The 15,429-nt window shown below is 70.8% G+C and carries 20 protein-coding genes and 1 pseudogene; 9 read left to right on the forward strand and 12 right to left on the reverse strand.

Features of this window, described 5'->3' with window-relative positions:
• Positions 1 to 2: 2 nt before the first annotated feature.
• Positions 3 to 170 (forward strand): hypothetical protein, encoded by a 168-nt coding sequence (locus AMETH_RS41165; protein WP_017985800.1) that lies wholly within the window; start codon positions 3 to 5, stop codon positions 168 to 170.
• On the opposite strand, the gene AMETH_RS34685 is transcribed toward AMETH_RS41165, so the two are convergent.
• Entirely contained in the window at positions 154 to 1,854 is a 1,701-nt protein-coding gene (locus AMETH_RS34685) for a bifunctional metallophosphatase/5'-nucleotidase (protein ID WP_051079474.1), read from the reverse strand. The two genes, AMETH_RS41165 and AMETH_RS34685, sit on opposite strands and share 17 nt — an antisense overlap.
• Before the next feature lie 171 nt (positions 1,855 to 2,025).
• Between AMETH_RS34685 and AMETH_RS34690 the strand changes: the two genes are divergently transcribed.
• On the forward strand, positions 2,026 to 2,655 hold the full coding sequence (locus AMETH_RS34690; protein WP_017985802.1) for a VanZ family protein: 630 nt from the start codon (positions 2,026 to 2,028) through the stop codon (positions 2,653 to 2,655).
• On the opposite strand, the gene AMETH_RS34695 is transcribed toward AMETH_RS34690, so the two are convergent.
• The 3 genes from AMETH_RS34695 to AMETH_RS34705 form a co-directional block, all read right to left on the reverse strand.
• Positions 2,590 to 2,772, reverse strand: a complete 183-nt coding sequence (locus AMETH_RS34695) for a hypothetical protein (RefSeq protein WP_017985803.1) — start codon at positions 2,770 to 2,772, stop codon at positions 2,590 to 2,592. The two genes, AMETH_RS34690 and AMETH_RS34695, sit on opposite strands and share 66 nt — an antisense overlap.
• 231 nt (positions 2,773 to 3,003) lie before the next feature.
• A complete protein-coding gene (locus AMETH_RS34700) occupies positions 3,004 to 4,002 on the reverse strand; it encodes a class I SAM-dependent methyltransferase (protein WP_223843011.1) in 999 nt (332 codons plus the stop codon).
• Between the two features lie 135 nt (positions 4,003 to 4,137).
• Entirely contained in the window at positions 4,138 to 4,506 is a 369-nt protein-coding gene (locus tag AMETH_RS34705; RefSeq protein ID WP_017985804.1) for a VOC family protein, read from the reverse strand.
• Between AMETH_RS34705 and mug the strand changes: the two genes are divergently transcribed.
• The 4 genes from mug (at position 4,505) to AMETH_RS34725 (ending at position 8,593) form a co-directional block, all read left to right on the forward strand.
• The gene (gene mug / locus AMETH_RS34710; RefSeq protein WP_038532601.1) at positions 4,505 to 5,059 is read left to right on the forward strand and encodes a G/U mismatch-specific DNA glycosylase; all 555 of its coding nucleotides are present in this window, start codon (positions 4,505 to 4,507) and stop codon (positions 5,057 to 5,059) included. The genes AMETH_RS34705 and mug overlap by 2 nt on opposite strands.
• 200 nt (positions 5,060 to 5,259) lie before the next feature.
• The gene (locus AMETH_RS34715) at positions 5,260 to 6,033 is read left to right on the forward strand and encodes a response regulator transcription factor (protein ID WP_017985806.1); all 774 of its coding nucleotides are present in this window, start codon (positions 5,260 to 5,262) and stop codon (positions 6,031 to 6,033) included.
• Between the two features lie 130 nt (positions 6,034 to 6,163).
• Positions 6,164 to 8,014 (forward strand): acyl-CoA dehydrogenase, encoded by a 1,851-nt coding sequence (locus AMETH_RS34720; protein ID WP_017985807.1) that lies wholly within the window; start codon positions 6,164 to 6,166, stop codon positions 8,012 to 8,014.
• Between the two features lie 162 nt (positions 8,015 to 8,176).
• Complete coding sequence (locus AMETH_RS34725; protein ID WP_017985808.1) at positions 8,177 to 8,593, forward strand: YciI family protein; 417 nt, start codon at positions 8,177 to 8,179, stop codon at positions 8,591 to 8,593.
• Positions 8,594 to 8,606: 13 nt separating this feature from the next.
• On the opposite strand, the gene AMETH_RS34730 is transcribed toward AMETH_RS34725, so the two are convergent.
• Positions 8,607 to 9,104, reverse strand: a complete 498-nt coding sequence (locus tag AMETH_RS34730) for an SRPBCC family protein (protein ID WP_017985809.1) — start codon at positions 9,102 to 9,104, stop codon at positions 8,607 to 8,609.
• Entirely contained in the window at positions 9,101 to 9,421 is a 321-nt protein-coding gene (locus tag AMETH_RS34735; protein WP_017985810.1) for an ArsR/SmtB family transcription factor, read from the reverse strand. The genes AMETH_RS34730 and AMETH_RS34735 overlap by 4 nt, the downstream gene beginning before the upstream one ends.
• Positions 9,422 to 9,525: 104 nt before the next feature.
• On the opposite strand from AMETH_RS34735, the gene AMETH_RS34740 reads away from it, so the two are divergent.
• A complete protein-coding gene (locus tag AMETH_RS34740) occupies positions 9,526 to 9,801 on the forward strand; it encodes a GlsB/YeaQ/YmgE family stress response membrane protein (RefSeq protein ID WP_017985811.1) in 276 nt (91 codons plus the stop codon).
• 52 nt (positions 9,802 to 9,853) lie between these two features.
• On the opposite strand, the gene AMETH_RS34745 is transcribed toward AMETH_RS34740, so the two are convergent.
• Positions 9,854 to 10,219 (reverse strand): hypothetical protein, encoded by a 366-nt coding sequence (locus AMETH_RS34745; protein ID WP_017985812.1) that lies wholly within the window; start codon positions 10,217 to 10,219, stop codon positions 9,854 to 9,856.
• Between the two features lie 79 nt (positions 10,220 to 10,298).
• Here AMETH_RS34745 and AMETH_RS41170 point away from each other — a divergent pair, with 79 nt between their 5' ends.
• Positions 10,299 to 10,502: a hypothetical protein gene (locus AMETH_RS41170; protein WP_017985813.1), complete on the forward strand. Its 204-nt coding sequence runs from the start codon at positions 10,299 to 10,301 to the stop codon at positions 10,500 to 10,502.
• A gap of 74 nt (positions 10,503 to 10,576) precedes the next feature.
• Positions 10,577 to 10,873: a leucine-rich repeat domain-containing protein gene (locus tag AMETH_RS41175; RefSeq protein WP_420806429.1), complete on the forward strand. Its 297-nt coding sequence runs from the start codon at positions 10,577 to 10,579 to the stop codon at positions 10,871 to 10,873.
• 2 nt (positions 10,874 to 10,875) lie between these two features.
• Here the strand turns inward: AMETH_RS41175 and AMETH_RS34755 are convergent, their stop codons facing one another.
• From AMETH_RS34755 to AMETH_RS41885, 5 genes and pseudogenes are all read right to left on the reverse strand, one after another.
• Complete coding sequence (locus AMETH_RS34755; RefSeq protein ID WP_017985815.1) at positions 10,876 to 11,421, reverse strand: maleylpyruvate isomerase mycothiol-dependent enzyme family protein; 546 nt, start codon at positions 11,419 to 11,421, stop codon at positions 10,876 to 10,878.
• A pseudogene (locus AMETH_RS42855) lies at positions 11,330 to 11,695 on the reverse strand (maleylpyruvate isomerase N-terminal domain-containing protein); the annotation flags it as partial. The gene AMETH_RS34755 and the pseudogene AMETH_RS42855, both read right to left, overlap by 92 nt.
• A gap of 30 nt (positions 11,696 to 11,725) precedes the next feature.
• Positions 11,726 to 13,657 carry a VanW family protein gene (locus tag AMETH_RS34760; protein ID WP_017985816.1) on the reverse strand — a complete coding sequence of 644 codons (1,932 nt, stop codon included), beginning with the start codon at positions 13,655 to 13,657 and terminating at the stop codon, positions 11,726 to 11,728.
• 17 nt (positions 13,658 to 13,674) lie between these two features.
• Positions 13,675 to 13,968 (reverse strand): GroES family chaperonin, encoded by a 294-nt coding sequence (locus AMETH_RS34765; protein WP_051079572.1) that lies wholly within the window; start codon positions 13,966 to 13,968, stop codon positions 13,675 to 13,677.
• A gap of 71 nt (positions 13,969 to 14,039) precedes the next feature.
• Positions 14,040 to 15,386 (reverse strand): carboxypeptidase regulatory-like domain-containing protein, encoded by a 1,347-nt coding sequence (locus AMETH_RS41885; RefSeq protein WP_017985818.1) that lies wholly within the window; start codon positions 15,384 to 15,386, stop codon positions 14,040 to 14,042.
• Positions 15,387 to 15,429: the final 43 nt, after the last annotated feature.

Consider the following 15,429-nt stretch of genomic DNA (forward strand, 5'->3'; position numbering starts at 1 on the left):
TCATGAGCTTCCAGGAGTTCTACGGGCTGGGCGGCAAACTGCGCCGCTCGGAACTGGCCCAGATCCCGGAGGTCCTGTACCGCAGCCCGGACGTCGACCGGGCGAAAACCGGTGTGCGGCCCGGTCAAGCCGGGCCGCACACCGGGCACGGGACTACGCGACGACGGTGATCCGGTCGGCCGGGGGCGGCGCGACCGGCGAGTGCGCACCGAAGTACGCGATCAGCGCGTCCAGGTCCACCGGGCCGCCGGCGAGGTCGCTGCCCTTGGTGAACTCGGTGAAGCCGTCCCCACCGCCGGCGAGAAAGTTGTTCACCGACACCCGGTAGGTCGCCGCCGGGTCGACCGGCGTGCCGTTCACCGTGATGTCCCGCACCTTCGACCCGACCGGCGCGGACGCCGAGTAGGTGTAGTGCAGTGACGACGAGACCTGCAGGATCCGCGTGGTGGTGGCGGTCCACTGCTGCTCGAGCACGTTCTTCAGGTTCGCGCCGGTCAGCGTGATGGTCTGCATGATGTTCCCGAACGGCTGCACGGTGAACGCCTCGCCGTAGGTCACCACGCCGTCGCCCTCGCCTGCGGGCGAGGACGCGTAGTTGAGGTCGGCGCGGATGCCGCCCGGGTTGGTGATGGCGATCTGCGCGCCGTTGGCCGTGGTGGCCGCGAGCTGCGCGTCGGCGATCACGTCACCGAGGGCCGACTCGCCGGAGGCGGCGCCGGCCGCCTTCAGGTCGCCGGTGATAGTGCCGATCTGCTCGTTGGCGATCGGCGCCGCCTTGGTCAGGGCCTCGTCGACCAGCTTGCCCACGGCCGGGTCAGGCTCGACGTCGCGGGTGACGATCTCGTTGTGCGCCACGGTCGCGCCGCGCACCACGTCCCGGGTCCGCTTGTCGATCTTGAGATCGACGACCGACAGCAGGCGGCCGAACGACAGGCCCTGGATCACCGGGCGCGGGTTGCCCGCCGGGTCCGCGATCGAGCAGTTGTACTGCTGGTGGCTGTGGCCGGTGAAGATCGCGTCGACGCTCGCCGAGACGCCCTTCGCGATCTGGCTGGCCGGGCCGGGGCTCACGGTGCAGGAGTCCGGGCCACCGCCCTGCGTGTTGTCGCCCTGGTGCAGCAGCACGACCTGGGCCTTGATGCCGAGCCGGTCGAGCCAGCCGGAGGTCCGGTTGATCGCCTCGACCTCGTCGCCGAACTCCAGGCCCTTGATCGCCTCGGCCGAAACGACCGTCGGCAGGTCCTTCAGCGTGGCGCCGATGACGCCGATCGGCTGGCCCCCGGAGAACTCGACGGTGAACGGCAGCAGCGCGGGCGCGCCGTTGTCGAAGTACACGTTGGAGCCGAGGAACGGGAAGTCCGCGCCGCGGTAGGTGTCGCGGAACTGGCAGCCGTCGGTCGGGTGGCAGCCGCCGAACTGCATGCGCTGCAGCTCCTGGTAGCCCTCGTCGAACTCGTGGTTGCCGACGACGGAGGCCTGCACGCCCATCTCGTTGAGGAACTCGATGGTCGGCTCGTCGTGGAAAAGCGCGGAGGCCACCGGCGAGGCGCCGACGTTGTCGCCCGCGGACAGCAGGATCGAGTTCTTGACCTCGCTCTCCAGCTGCTTGACGTGTGTGGCCAGGTAGGCCGCGCCGCCCGCGTTGACCGTCGAGCCGTCGGGGAGGGTGACGCGACCCGAGGAGCCGGACGGCGGCTCGAGGTTGCCGTGGAAGTCGTTGAAGGTGATCAGCCGGACGTCGGTGGTGCCGGCCGGCTGGGCCGCGGAGGCGGGCGCGGCCGAAACCGTGACGGCGGCCAGCGTCGCGGCGGTGACCGCTACGCAACGTCGCAGCACGCGAGGTGAAGGGGACATCTTTCCTCCGGTCAGGGGCATACCGGCGCGATCTAACCTCCGCTGCGCAACGATCACCAGATCCGAAAGGTGGAAGGCCGGTTAAATGTCGGCCATTCGGCCGATGCCGGTGATCGTCGCCGGGCTTCTCGGCCGATCCGGCGGGCCCCGTGGTCGCCATAACGTCGAGGCATGACGACAGCGCAGGTCAACGCACTCCACTTCGGACTGATCGGGTTCCTCGCCATCTGGGGGACCGTGCTGGTCCCGCAGCTGGTGCTGCAGCACGTCCGGTTCGGGCGGGTCGTGCCGGGGCGCGTCGTGACGACCGCCACGCTGATCGCCTACGCGTCGTTCGCGCTCGCCGTCACGTTCCTGCCGCTGCCGACCGCAGGCGGGCGGCGGCTGGCCCAGACCATCCAGCTGGTGCCGTTCCAGTGGATCGCGGACGCGCGGCGCGAGGCCGTGGAGGACGGGATCAACGCGCTGTCCACGACGGCCTTCGAGCAGATGACCCTGAACGTGCTGCTGTTCGTGCCGCTGGGGTTGTTCGCGCGGCTGCTGTGGAAGCGGGGGTTCACCGGGAGCGTGCTACTCGGCTTCGCGATCTCGCTGGCCGTGGAGATCACGCAGCTGACCGCGAACTTCGGGACCGCGCCGTTCCAGTACCGGATCTTCGACGTCGACGACCTGATCACCAACACCACGGGCGCCGCGCTCGGCTGGATCGCCGCCACGCTGTTCCTGGTGCTGCGGTCAGCGGTCCAGCCGGTCCGCGAGCCTGCGCGGCGCGAGCGGGTCCACCTCACCGAGGCGCGCTAGGGCCGCGGCCCGCTGGTGGGCCTTGCGCCTGGCCGCGCGCCGGTCCTCCCAGGTGACGACCAGGCCGGCCGCCAGGAAGACCAGGACTACGAGCCCGAGGACGATCGCGAATTCCACGCCGCCTCCTTTGGCGTCGTGCTTGTGCGGCAGATCACATACCGTACTCGCGTCGTGGTGAATCCGCCACCTCCGTCCGTTTCGCGACGAACCAGCGGATCGAACTCGCTCCGCCGGTGGGTGGTGAATGACTGCTCCCAAGGCCGGACCGCGTCCCTGGATGCGGACGGTCGCACTGAGCAGCGGCCCCTCGGGGACGACCCAGGGCGGGCCGGGTCCATGCGGCCAGTGTCAGCTGGTCAGGGCCGCAGGCGCCAGAGGGACACCACCTCCCGCGACCGGGCCTCCGCGAGCGGGTCCCGGCCGGGGAACCGCCGGCGCGGGGCGTCCAGCCGGTTCACCACCGTGAGGCCCGCGGCGGCGAACCCGCTGAGCAGCTCCGCGCGGGTGCGCAGGCCGGACCAGCTCCGCCAGGTCGGACAGGACCAGCCACGCCTCGCCACCGGGGGCCAAGTGGGCAGCCGCGCCGCGCAGGAAACCTGTCAGCATCCGCGATCCGGGGTCGAACACGGCGGCGTCCAGCGGTGAGTGCGCGGCGCCGGGCAGCCAGGGCGGGTTGCACACCACGAGGTCCGCGCGGCCCGCCGGGAACAGGTCCGCCTCCACCACGCGCACCTGGGCCAGGCCGAGCCGCCGGACGTTCTCCCTGGCGCACGCCACGGCCGCCGGGGAGATGTCGGTCGCCACCACCTCCGGCACCCCGCGGCGCGCCAGGACCGCCGCCAGCACCCCGGTGCCCGTGCCGATGTCGAACGCGGTCCGGACCACCGGCAGCGGCGCGTGGGCAACCAGCGAGACGTAGTCCTGCCGGGTCGGCGAGAACACGCCGAAGTGCGGGTGGATCCGCGCACCCAGCGCCGCCACGGGCACGCCCTTCACCCGCCACTCGTGCGCGCTCAGCATGCCCAGCAGCTCGGTCAGCGGCACCAGTCCCGGCGCGCCACCGGCCGCCCGGACCGCGTCGCGCACGTCCGGCGCGCGCGGCAGGTCGATCCGCAGGTCGGGGCCGACCTCGACCACCAGCATGCCGAGCACCCGGGCCCGGTTCCGCCTGGACTGGCGGTAGCGATAGAAATCCGCCGAGCGCGTGGGCAAGCGCTTGCCCATCGCGGCGAGCAGGCGGCGGGCGGCCGGGAAATCGTCCCGCCACAGCAGGCGGACGCCTTGCGACGCCAGCCGGACGGCTACTTCAGGGCGCAGGTCAGCGCCGACTGCGATCGGGGGTTCCACGGAAGGCTCCAGGGCAGGGAGCCGCCTTCGGGGGCACGGCCGTCCGAAGACGGCTCGAAGTGGGTGTCACAACGGCCGTCACACGGACGGCGCCCACCAGTCCAAGGCCACGCACACGCAGAACACCCGGACAGCCTAGCCCGCCTGGCGCGGCGGGAGCACGCAGAATTCGTTGCCCTCCGGGTCTGCCAGCACCACCCACGGCAGGTCGTCGTCGTCCGACAGCACCCGCGCACCCAGTTCGACCAGCCGTGCGACCTCGTCGGCCTGGCTGCCTCCCTCCGGCACCAGGTCCAGGTGCAGGCGGTTCTTGACGACCTTGTCCTCGCCGACCGGCTGGAACACCACCATCTCCTGGTCGTCCGAGCCGATGTCGACGTACTCGACGCCCTTGTCGTCCCGCCAGCGCCGGACCTCCTGGTAGCCGAGCGCGCGCGACCAGAACCGCGCGAGCGCTTCGGCGTCGTGGCAGTCGACAGCGACGGCTAGTATCCGGCTTCGCATGGCTTTCTCCCGACCCACCCGAGAACAGCTCGCCGCAGCGGCGGGGACGACCATCCCGGACGTCCTCCGGCCCGGCCTGGACGTGCTGTTCTGCGGGATCAATCCCGGCCTCTACTCCGGCGCCACCGGTTACCACTTCGCCCGCCCCGGTAACCGCTTCTGGCCCGCGCTGCACGCGTCCGGCTTCACCCCGCGCCGGTTCGACCCCAGTGAGCAGGACGAACTGCTCGACCTCGGCCTCGGCATCACCAACGTCGTCAACCGCGCCACCGCCCGCGCCGACGAGCTGACCGACGACGAACTGCGCGCCGGCGGCGTCCGGCTGGCCGCGAAAGTCGCGGAGTACCGGCCGCGCTGGCTGGCGGTCGTCGGCATCACCGCGTTCCGGACGGCGTTCGACCGTCCGAAGGCGACCGTGGGGCGCCAGCCGGATCCGCTTGGTGAAACACGCGTGTGGGTACTGCCCAATCCGAGCGGGCTCAACGCACACTGGACCCCGACAACACTTGCGGAAGCATTCGCCGACCTGCGGAACTCGGTTTACTCAGAGTAGTGCGCGACACAAGCGGGTGAACCCGCGTCACGTGGACGGCCCTGACGGGTCAGACAATTGACGGGTGTCGGTCGTGGCCGGTTCCAGCAGGGAGGATCGGGTCAAGGCGCCGCGGAAGCCCGGGCGGACGTCGAGGGGGCGGGCCGTCCGGGCGGTGCTGCTCCCACGGCCGGCCTTGCCGAGACGAGGTTCTTTTCGTGATGACGCGCAGTAACGACCCCGGCAGGGTGCCGCAGGGGCCGCCGGCTGGCCGCAGCGTGGGTGTCGCCGCCGTGGATCCGGTGCCCATCTACCGCGAGGGCCTGTCCGGGCTCGTGCAGCGCACGCAGGGGATGCACTGGGCGGGCCAGGCCATCAACCCGCACGGCGCACTGCAGCTCGCCGAGCAGATCCATCCCGACGTCATCCTCGTGGACTCCGGCCTCGACCCCCACGGGCACCTCAGCAAGCTGTTGATCGCCGGTGACCCGGCGCTCATCGTGGTCGCGCTGGTCCGGGAGGCCAACCGCACCCCGGCGTTCCTGCACGACGCCATCGCGGCCGGCGTGCACGCCGCCATCCCTCGCTCGGCCGAGTCGCGCCGGCTGGTCGAGGGGATCCGCCGCGCCTACCTCGACCGCCGCTACGTCGACCCGTCCCTGGCCACCCTCGTGTCCGCGGCGCGCCAGTCCGCCAGCGCCGCCGCGGTGCGCCGTGCCCAGATGCCGTTGTCCCGCCGCGAGTACCAGGTGCTGCAGCTCGTCGCGGAGGGACTGGAGAACGCGGGCATCGCGAAGGTCCTCTACCTGTCCGTGGAGACCGTGCGCACGCACGTGAAGAGCATCCTGCGCAAGCTCTCGGCCCGTGACCGCACGCACGCCGTGACGATCGCCTTCCGCGCCGGGATCCTGGTGGCCCAGCCCGACGACGGCCCGGAACAGCGGATTTCGCCCGGTTCGACGGCTCCCGGGGTGGTCGAATACCGCTCCCGCTAGCCGATCCGTGCGTCACAACAGGCTGGTTTCGCTTGCCGCGGTTACCCACAGGTAATATTCTGATGTTACCGGCCAGTAGGGGTACCAGCATGCGCCCAGCCGGAAACCCGATCGACAACGGAGCGACGACATGGGCCACTACAAGTCCAACGTACGAGACCTCGAGTTCAACCTGTTCGAGGTCCTGAACGTCCAGGAGCGCCTCGGCAAGGGAGTCCTCGCGGACTCCGACGAGGAGACCGCGCGCGGCGCGCTGCAGGAGCTCAACAACCTCGCGGTAGGCCCGCTGGCCGAGTCCTTCGCCGACGCCGACCGCAACCCGCCGGTGTACGACCCGAAGACGTTCTCGGCCACCCTGCCCGAGTCGTTCAAGAAGAGCTACCAGCAGCTCTGGGACGGCGAGTGGTGGCGGCTGGGCCTCACCAACGACCTCGGCGGCCTCGGCCTGCCCCCCACCGTGCAGTGGGCGGCGGCCGAGCTGATCCTCGGCGCCAACCCGGCCCTGTTCATGTACATGGCGGGCCCGAACTTCGCGATGATCCTCGACCGCAACGGCACCGAGGAGCAGAAGCGCTGGGCGCGGATCATGATCGACCGCGCGTGGGGCGCCACGATGGTCCTCACCGAGCCGGACGCGGGCTCGGACGTCGGCGCCGGCCGCACCAAGGCTGTGCTGCAGGAGGACGGCAGCTGGCACCTGGACGGCGTGAAGCGGTTCATCACCTCCGCTGACCAGGACATGACCGAGAACATCATGCACCTGGTGCTGGCCCGTCCCGAGGGCCCGGGCATCGAGGCCAAGCCGGGCACCAAGGGCCTGTCGCTGTTCCTCGTGCCGAAGTTCCACTTCGACACCAACACCGGTGAGCTGGGCGAGCGGAACGGCGCGTTCGTCACCAACGTCGAGCACAAGATGGGCCTGAAGGTCTCGACCACCTGCGAGCTGACCTTCGGCCAGCACGGCATCCCGGCCAAGGGCTGGCTGCTCGGCGAGGTGCACGACGGCATCGCGCAGATGTTCCAGGTCATCGAGTACGCCCGGATGATGGTCGGCACCAAGGCCATCGCCACGCTGTCCACCGGTTACCTGAACGCGCTGGAGTACGCCAAGGAGCGCGTGCAGGGCGCCGACCTGACCCAGATGACCGACAAGACCGCGCCGCGGGTCACCATCACGCACCACCCGGACGTGCGCCGGTCGCTGATGCTGCAGAAGGCCTACGCCGAGGGTCTGCGCGCCGTGTACCTCTACACCGCGTCCTTCCAGGACCAGGTATGGGTTGGCGAGGCCGGCGGTGTCGATTCCGAGTCGCTGAAGCTGGCCGAGCGGGTCAACGACCTGCTGCTGCCGATCGTCAAGGGCGTCGGCTCCGAGCGCGCCACCGAGCAGCTCGTGCAGTCGCTGCAGACCCTGGGCGGCTCCGGCTTCCTGCAGGACTACCCGATCGAGCAGTACATCCGCGACGCGAAGATCGACTCGCTGTACGAGGGCACCACGGCCATCCAGTCGCAGGACTTCTTCTTCCGGAAGATCGTCCGCGACAAGGGGCAGGCGCTGGGCTACATCGCCAACGAGATCACCAAGTTCATCGAGTCCGAGGCGGGCAACGGCCGGCTGAAGAACGAGCGTGAGCTGCTCAAGCGCGCCCTGGAGGACGTGCAGGGCATGCTCGGCGCGATGATCGGCTACCTGACCTCGTCGCAGGAGGACGTCAAGAACCTGTACAAGGTCGGCCAGCACACCGTCCGGTTCCTGATGTCGGCAGGCGACCTGCTGGTGGGCTGGCAGCTGCTGCGCCAGGCCGAGATCGCGCTGACCAAGCTGGACGGCGCCTCGGCCAAGGACCAGGCGTTCTACCAGGGCAAGATCGCGGTGGCATCGTTCTTCGCCAAGCAGGTGCTGCCCGAGCTGACCGCGCGCCGCGCGGTCGTCGAGGCCGCCGACAACGACCTCATGGAGGTCCCGGAGTCGGCGTTCTGATCTCCCCGTAGATCTCCCACGGAAGGCCCCCTCTCGCCCAGCGCGAGGGGGCCTTCCGCGTGTTCGCCGAAAAAATCGGCGTCGGTGTCGAGATGCCGGAAACGGCTCCGTCCCCGGTTGGTACGCGGCCACAATGGGCCGTACCACACCGAGGAGAAGATCATGGCCAAGTACCTGCTGCTCAAGCACTACCGCGGCGCTCCGGCGGCGGTCAACGACGTGCCGATGGATCAGTGGACGCCGGAGGAGGTCACCGCGCACGTGCAGTACATGCGGGTTTTCGCGGCCAGGTTGGAGGAGACCGGTGAGTTCGTCGACGGTCAGGCGCTGGCTCCGGAGGGGACGTGGGTGCGCTACGACGGGGAGGGTCGTCCGCCGGTGACCGACGGCCCGTTCCCGGAGACCAAGGACCTGATCGCGGGCTGGATGGTGATCGACGTGGACAGCCACGAGCGTGCGTTGGAGCTGGCCGGCGAACTGTCGGCCGCACCCGGGGCGGGCGGCAAGCCGATCCACGAATGGCTCGAGCTGCGCCCCTTCCTCGCCGAGCCGCCCGACGTGGCCCACTGCCACGAATGATCGCTGACGGGCGTCAGGACCAGGACGGGTAGGCCGGGGCGACGGCGGCGTAGCGTTGCCCCCAGGCCGGCAGCTCTGCGCCGGCCAGGTGGGCGGCCAGCCGGTCGAAGAAGGCATGCGTGCCCGGGATGAAGCCCTGGGCGTTGCGCACCGACAGGCCCCGGTGGGTGAACTTCAGCAGGGTGCCGTCGGGCGTCTCGCTCAGCTCGTAGCGGACCACACCGTCCTCGACAATGCGCTGGCGCCACTCGTGCTCGAACACGCGCGGCGGCTGCCACACCAGGATGCGCCCGGTCATTCGCTTGGCGTCGTCGGGCGCGGGCGGGTCCCCGGGCAACATCTCGATGATGCCCGCCTCGGTGTCCAGGACCGTTTCGCCGAACCACGCCCGCCGCTGCGCGGGCTCGGTGATCGCGGCCCACACCGTCTCGATCGGGAAGGGCAGGTGGCGCTCGAAGCGGATGACCGCCGCCTCACCATCGGTTTCTATTGTGCCGTTCTCGGAGCTCACGTCTGGGGTCCTTCCTGGTTGCGCGCCAGGTGGCGCTCGAGGGAATCGAGGTGGCGCGCCCAGCAGCGGCGGTACCGGCCGAGCCACTTGTCGATCTCGGCCAGGCCGTCCGGGCGCAACGCGTAGATCCGGCGTTGCCCGTCCGGGCGAACTTCGACCAGCCCGACCTCCCGCAGGATCCGCAGGTGGCGGGACACGGCCGGTTGGGTGAGGCCGGGCAGCGCCGCGACCAGATCGCCCGCGGGGAGCTCGCCCTGGGCCAGAAGGTCCAGCAGGGTACGCCGGCTGGGCTCGGCCACCGCTTCGAAGACGTCCACCCGGGAAGTATCACACAAGGCGTATATAAGCGCGAGCAAAAGTGCGGGTTTGAAAGCGGCGCGAGAAGGTACTCCAGAAGCACACCGAAGCTGAAGGAGTTGCGATGACAATCGGTGGAATCATCAGCGCGATCGTTGTTGGTCTGATCATCGGCGCGCTCGGTCGGCTGGTCGCACCCGGCAAGCAGGGGATTCCGATCTGGCTCACGATCATTGTCGGTATCGTCGCGGCGTTCATCGGCACCGCGATCGCGCGGGGCATCGGCTATGCGGACACCGAGGGCTTCGACTGGCTGGAGCTGATCACGCAGGTGGTCATCGCGGCGATCGGGGTCTCGCTGGTCAGCGGCCTGTACGGCCGTCGGAAACTGACCAGGTAACGCATTCGGATGTGGTGCCCGGGAAGGTTCGCCTTCCCGGGCACGTTCGCCTTCAGGACCGGAACGCGGCGCAGCCGACGGCCACGAACGACTGCTGGGGCGAGCGCCACAGCACCTCGGCCCACCGGTTGTCGGTCAGCTGCTTGCCATCGGCTCCGACGCAGGTGTACTGCCCGCCCGTGACGACCTGCCCGCACGGCAGGTCCCGCTCCGGCGCGTGCGCGCAGGTCGTGTAGTTCGCGCAGGTCAGCGTGTGCAGCAGCGCAGAACCGACGTCCGCGGCCGCCCGGATGTTCAGCTTGCAGCCGTTCTGCGGCGAGGCGTGCACCAGGGCCGGCTCGCCCTCCGCGGCCGTGGCCGTCCCGGGCAGCACCACCACCGCCGCGGCCGCCGCCAGCATGGCCAGGGACTTCTTCACAGGTATCCTCCCTCTCTCGAGAACGGTTACGCAGGGTATCGGAACGTGCGCGGAGTGATCGCGCCGGTATGTTCCCCCGATGGACGTCGACCACCAGGGCCTCACCCGGCTGCCCGAGCTGCCCGCCGGTCTGGAGTACCTGAGCGCCTACGACAACGAGCTGACCGAGCTGCCGGACGAGCTGTGGGGCCTCGACCGGCTGGCCGTGCTGAACCTGCCCGCCGAGCTGGGCGACCTGCCGAACCTGACCGAGTACCTGTACCTCTCGGACAACCGCGCCTGACGACGCTGCCGGACTCGCTGAACCGGCTCGGCAGGCTGCGGTACCTGAGCGCGACCGACAACGGGCTGAAGTCGCTGCCCTCGGACCTGTCGGGCCTGCGTGAGCTGCGCGAACTGCGCCTGTACCGCAACGACCTGCACGAGCTGCCGGACAGCATCGGCGAGCTGAGCAAACTGCGGGAGCTGCACCTGCATGGCAACCACCTCGCCGAGCTGCCCATGTCCATCGGCAAGCTGCGCGACCCGCGGGAGAACGAGCTGCGCACCCTGCCGGACGGGCTCGCCGCGTTGCCGCTGGTGAAGCTCGACCTGCGCTGGAACCGGTGGCTGGAGACCCCGCCGTGGCTCGACGACCGCCTCGTGCTGCGCTGAGATCAGGCGACCACGGCCAGCAGCGTGGTCACCGCCTCGGCGAGTTCGCGGTCGCCGTGGAGGTCCGCGCGACGGCGGGCCTCGTCGACCGAGATGCCCCGCGTGGCCAGGCGCCAGAAGTCGGCGGGCCGCATGGTCACGGTGGCGGCGGGTTCGCCCCCGGTGGCCATCCGCCAGCGCTGCCCGTCCGACCGGGCGTGCCACGTCCCGCCATCGTGGAGGACGGCCCGCACCACGGTGCCCTCCGGGCGAACCACGTCTCGCAGCGTGTGGGGTAGCGCGCGCATGAACGCGTCGAGCGCCGGGCGCACCCGCTCGGGCTCGTCCGCGCCGGGCCGCCCCACCGCGTCCCGGATCTGTTGCTGGTGCACCCAGAACTCGGTGCACTCGCGCGCGATGTCCAACCACGCCGGGCTGGTGCCGGGACCGGCCCACGACACGTCCAGCATCGCCGGCGCGGTCAGATCGAAGGACTCCCGCAGCCGGTCGAGCTCGGGGCCGAGGACGGTGAGCAACTGGACGATCAGCTCGGGGCTGACCTGCCGCATCGCACGGACGAACTCGTCGTTGACCCGGGCCAGGTAGGCGGGCAGGGTCTCGTCGTGGCGAACTTCGCCCCGGCCAAGCCGTCCCGGCCCTCGACAACCGTCGCATGTAGTCGCTCAGGATGTGCCCGGCGAGGTCATGCACCGTCCAGCCCGGGAACACCGTCGGCGCCGACCACTCCGCCGCGCTCAGCGAGTCCAGCAACTGCAGCAGTTCGCGACGCTCCTGGCCGAACAGCGACCGCACGTCCAGCACCGTTCCGAAGATCTCCACCACCGGATGTTCACAGCGGCCCCGGCGGCCCCGCTACCGGGTTTCCGAGCCGTGGCCCGGCTCCGAGCTCACCCCGAAACCACACAGCACTGCCGGCTTCGGGCCGTACGTGACCGTCCTGGTGTCGCGGCGGACCTCGGCTCCCGTGGTCACGTCGTAGAGCACCCGGGTGTCGGTCGTGGTGAAGCCGGGGCGGCCGCCGGACGGGCGGCAGTCCGGGCCGGGGCCGCCGGGCTGCAGGGGTGGCGGCCGGAAGTCCGAGAACGAACCGGTTGAGGACTCCACGCGGTACTGCTTGGTGCCCCAGATCTTCACGGTGACGCTGCCGCCGGACACCGACGCCTGGATCGCCACCCCGCTCTTGAGACTGTCGTTGAACTTCAGGTCCGCCGCCGCCCCGTCGGCGGTGATCGCGACCGCGTCCCGGCCCGCCGGGTAGCGGTCCAGGTGGTAGCTGTGCTCGGTGTGCCCCGCGTCGGTCAGGCCCGCGAAGTACGCCGCGTTGTAGAGGGTTGTCGCCAGCTGCGACGAGCCGCCGCCGATGACCTCCGGGCCGAACCCGTCCTCGTTGACCGGCGCCGGGACGTACCCCTGCGACTGGCTGCGGGCGCCCACCCGCGCGTTGAGGCTGAACGTCTCGCCCGGCCGCAGGATCGTGCCGTTCACCTTGTCCGCCATGACCCGGGCGTTCGTCGCGGCAGGGCCGGACAGCCCGCTGGTGGTGAACTCGCCGACGACCTCCTTGATGCCCAGAGCGTTCGCGTCCTCGGTGGTGGTCTCGGGGCGCGTCGTCTGGTAGCGCACCGCCAGGTCGCGGCCGTCCGGCTTGGTGAGGACGTCCATCAGCGGCTGGAACGTCCGGTTCCAGTCGATCTTGCGCGCGTCCTCGGACGGCTGGACGGCGGGCGCGCCGCCGGCGAACACGATCTGCGCGTCCTTGCCGCGCTTCTCCGTGGACGCCAGCGGGTCCCGCACCGCCTGCTGCAGCTTCACCGGATCGGCCTCGACCCGCAGCGCGCCGCCGTCGGCAGGGCTGAACTTCAGGGCGGCGGCGATCGCGCTGGGCTTGAGCACCGCGTCGGCGCCGTCGCCGTGCAGCGTGACCGGCTTGGCGACTGCGGGCGCGACCAGCCGCTCCAGCGCCGAGTGCACCCCGGCCGAGGTGACCTTGACCGGCGTCAGCACGACCGGCAGCCGCACACCGCTCTTGTCCAGCCAGGTCGCGCGCAGGATGTCCCCGGCGCCCTTGACGTCGACCAGGTCCTGCCCGTCGCGCGGCTCGATCGGGTACGGGTTCACCCCGCCGTCGGTGCCCGGCACCGTCACGAACCCGATGCTGCCCTCGGTCGGCGGGTGGTTGATGCGCTCGGCGGCCAGCCGCGCGATCGACTGGTGCAGCGCGTCCGGGTCGGTCGATGTGACTACCCCGACCTCGCGGGTGCGGAAGAACGACGCGATCCGGTCGAGCGGGTCGAGCGGCTGGCGCCCGGCCTGCGCGACGGTCGACGACCAGTCGACGGACAGGCCCGACTGCGCGGGGTCGAGCGTGGTGCGCACGTCGCCGGCCTCGATCGGGACCGGCGCGTTGAGGCGCGGGCCCAGTTCGCGGCGCAGCTTCGCCTCGGCATCGTCCCGGCTGAGCCCGCCGACCTCGACACCGGCGACGGTGACCCCGCGCGGCACGTCACCGGCGCTGACGATCAGGTCCGCGCCGTAGAGGATGACCCCGACGCCCAGCAGGCCGCCGGCGACCATGAGCGCGCGGGCCAGGAAGCGCTTGGTGGGGGACGGTGGCGCCGCGGGCGCGTCGCCGACCTCGAGGAGTTCCCCGGCCAGTGCGTCCTCGGTCGCGTCGAGCGGGTCGTCCAGCAGGAACTCGGCGGGCGGACGCGGTCCGACCGCGGTCTCGGCGTCCCGGAGGGAATCGAGGTCCCGCTCCGGCCAGTACTGGTCGTCCCGCCCCACGCTTCCTCCCGGACGCGTTACAAGTACAGGCCCGTCCCGTGCTCCGTGCGCTCGGTGGCCACCGCGTGGATGTCGCGCTCCCGCATCACCAGGTACGCCTCGCCCTGGACCTCGACCTCGAGCTGGTCCTCGGGGTTGAACAGCACGCGGTCGCCGACCTTCACGTTGCGTACATTACTGCCTACCCCCAGTACGTCGCCCCACGCGAGACGGCGCGCCACCTGAGCGGTCGCCGGAATCACGATGCCGCCGCTGCTGCGGCGCTCTCCCTCCTCCGCGGAGACCCGGACGAGGACGCGGTCGTGCAGCATCTGGATTTCCAGCTTCGCCGCGGCGTCCGGCAGGTTCTTGGCTTCCGACACGCCGGTAATGCTACGTGGCCTCAGCGTGCCGCGGAGACCAGCGGTTGCCGTCCGCGCAAGGTGAAGTCCCGGTGCGTGGTCCCGCCCTCGCGCACGAGCGCGCGGCTCGCGGTCGCCTCGAACCCGGGCGCGGAGACGACCAGGTCGACGAACTGCTCCGGCAGCCCGGCGATCGCGTAGCGGCCCTCGTCGTCGGCCGTCGTGCGGACGAGCTGGTGCCCGCGGCCGTCCATCACCGTCACCGCGGCGCCTGGCACCGGCGAGCCGTCGGCCGCGTGGATCGCGCCGGTCAGCGTCGGCACCGGCGCGCCGAAGTGGCGGTGGTGCGCCGGGACCGCGGTCGGCTGCGGCATCTCGAAGACCGGGTCCTCGACCGGCGGCTCGTCGACGGCGCCCGCCGTGCGGCGCTGGACGAGTGCGTGACCGGCGATCAGCACGACGCCGAGCAGGACCCATCCGCACAGCACCAGCACCGGCCGCAGCACGCCCCGCCCGTCGAAGTAGAAGATGCCGCGCAAGGCCTCGATCAGGTTGCCCATCGGGAAGACCGGGTGCAGCGCGCGGAAGAACCCGGGCACCATCTGGACCGGCACCGCGCCCCCGCTGGAGGGCATCGACAGCAGCACGAACAGGCCCATCGCCACCCCCGGGAACCACTGCTTGACCAGCGGCACCAGGCCGAACGAGGTGAGCGAGACCGCCTGCGTGAGCAGGAACGCGACGGGGATCGCGACCGGGTCGTTCGGGATGACGTCCATCGCGACGCCGCCCGCGTAGCCGATGAGGGTGAGCAGGGCGCCGAAGCCGACCAGCGTGGCGACCTTGGCGCGGCGGCTGAGCGTGACCGCCCGCAGCAACATCATCACGACGATGTAGCTGGGGATGTTCCAGATCAGCACCAGGTAGAACAGGCCGGTGCCCATCGCGTCGCCGGGTTCGGTGGGCGCGAGGTCGACGACGGTGAGCGCGTGCCCGGTCTGGGCGGCGACCGGGGCGAAGGCCTGGTTGAGGACCGATTCGAGCAGGTAGCCGTCGGCCTTGGCGACGAACAGCGTCGGGTGCGCCGGATCGGCGGAGTAGGCGGCGGTGGCGTCGCGGTCGAGCACCGCCTGGCGGGCCTGGTCGGCGGTGGCGACCGGCTGGACGTCGAACGCGCCCGGGCTGGCCTGGCCCAGGGCCGCCTCGATGCGCGCTGCCGCGGTCTCGTCGGCGACCGCGACCTCGATGTGGTGCGGCGACGGCGCGTGGAACGCGAGCAGGTAGCAGAAGACGAAGCCAAGGGCGAAGAAGACCGGGAACCACAGGCTTTCGGCGAGGGTGCGGAGCTTTCCGGGTTCTTGTTCCTGGGTTTCGACATGGTCCGCCATGCTGTCAGGTTATCACTTTTTGCACGCGCTGCAAAAATGCAGT

This window comes from Amycolatopsis methanolica 239, assembly GCF_000739085.1.
GTDB lineage: Bacteria > Actinomycetota > Actinomycetes > Mycobacteriales > Pseudonocardiaceae > Amycolatopsis_E > Amycolatopsis_E methanolica.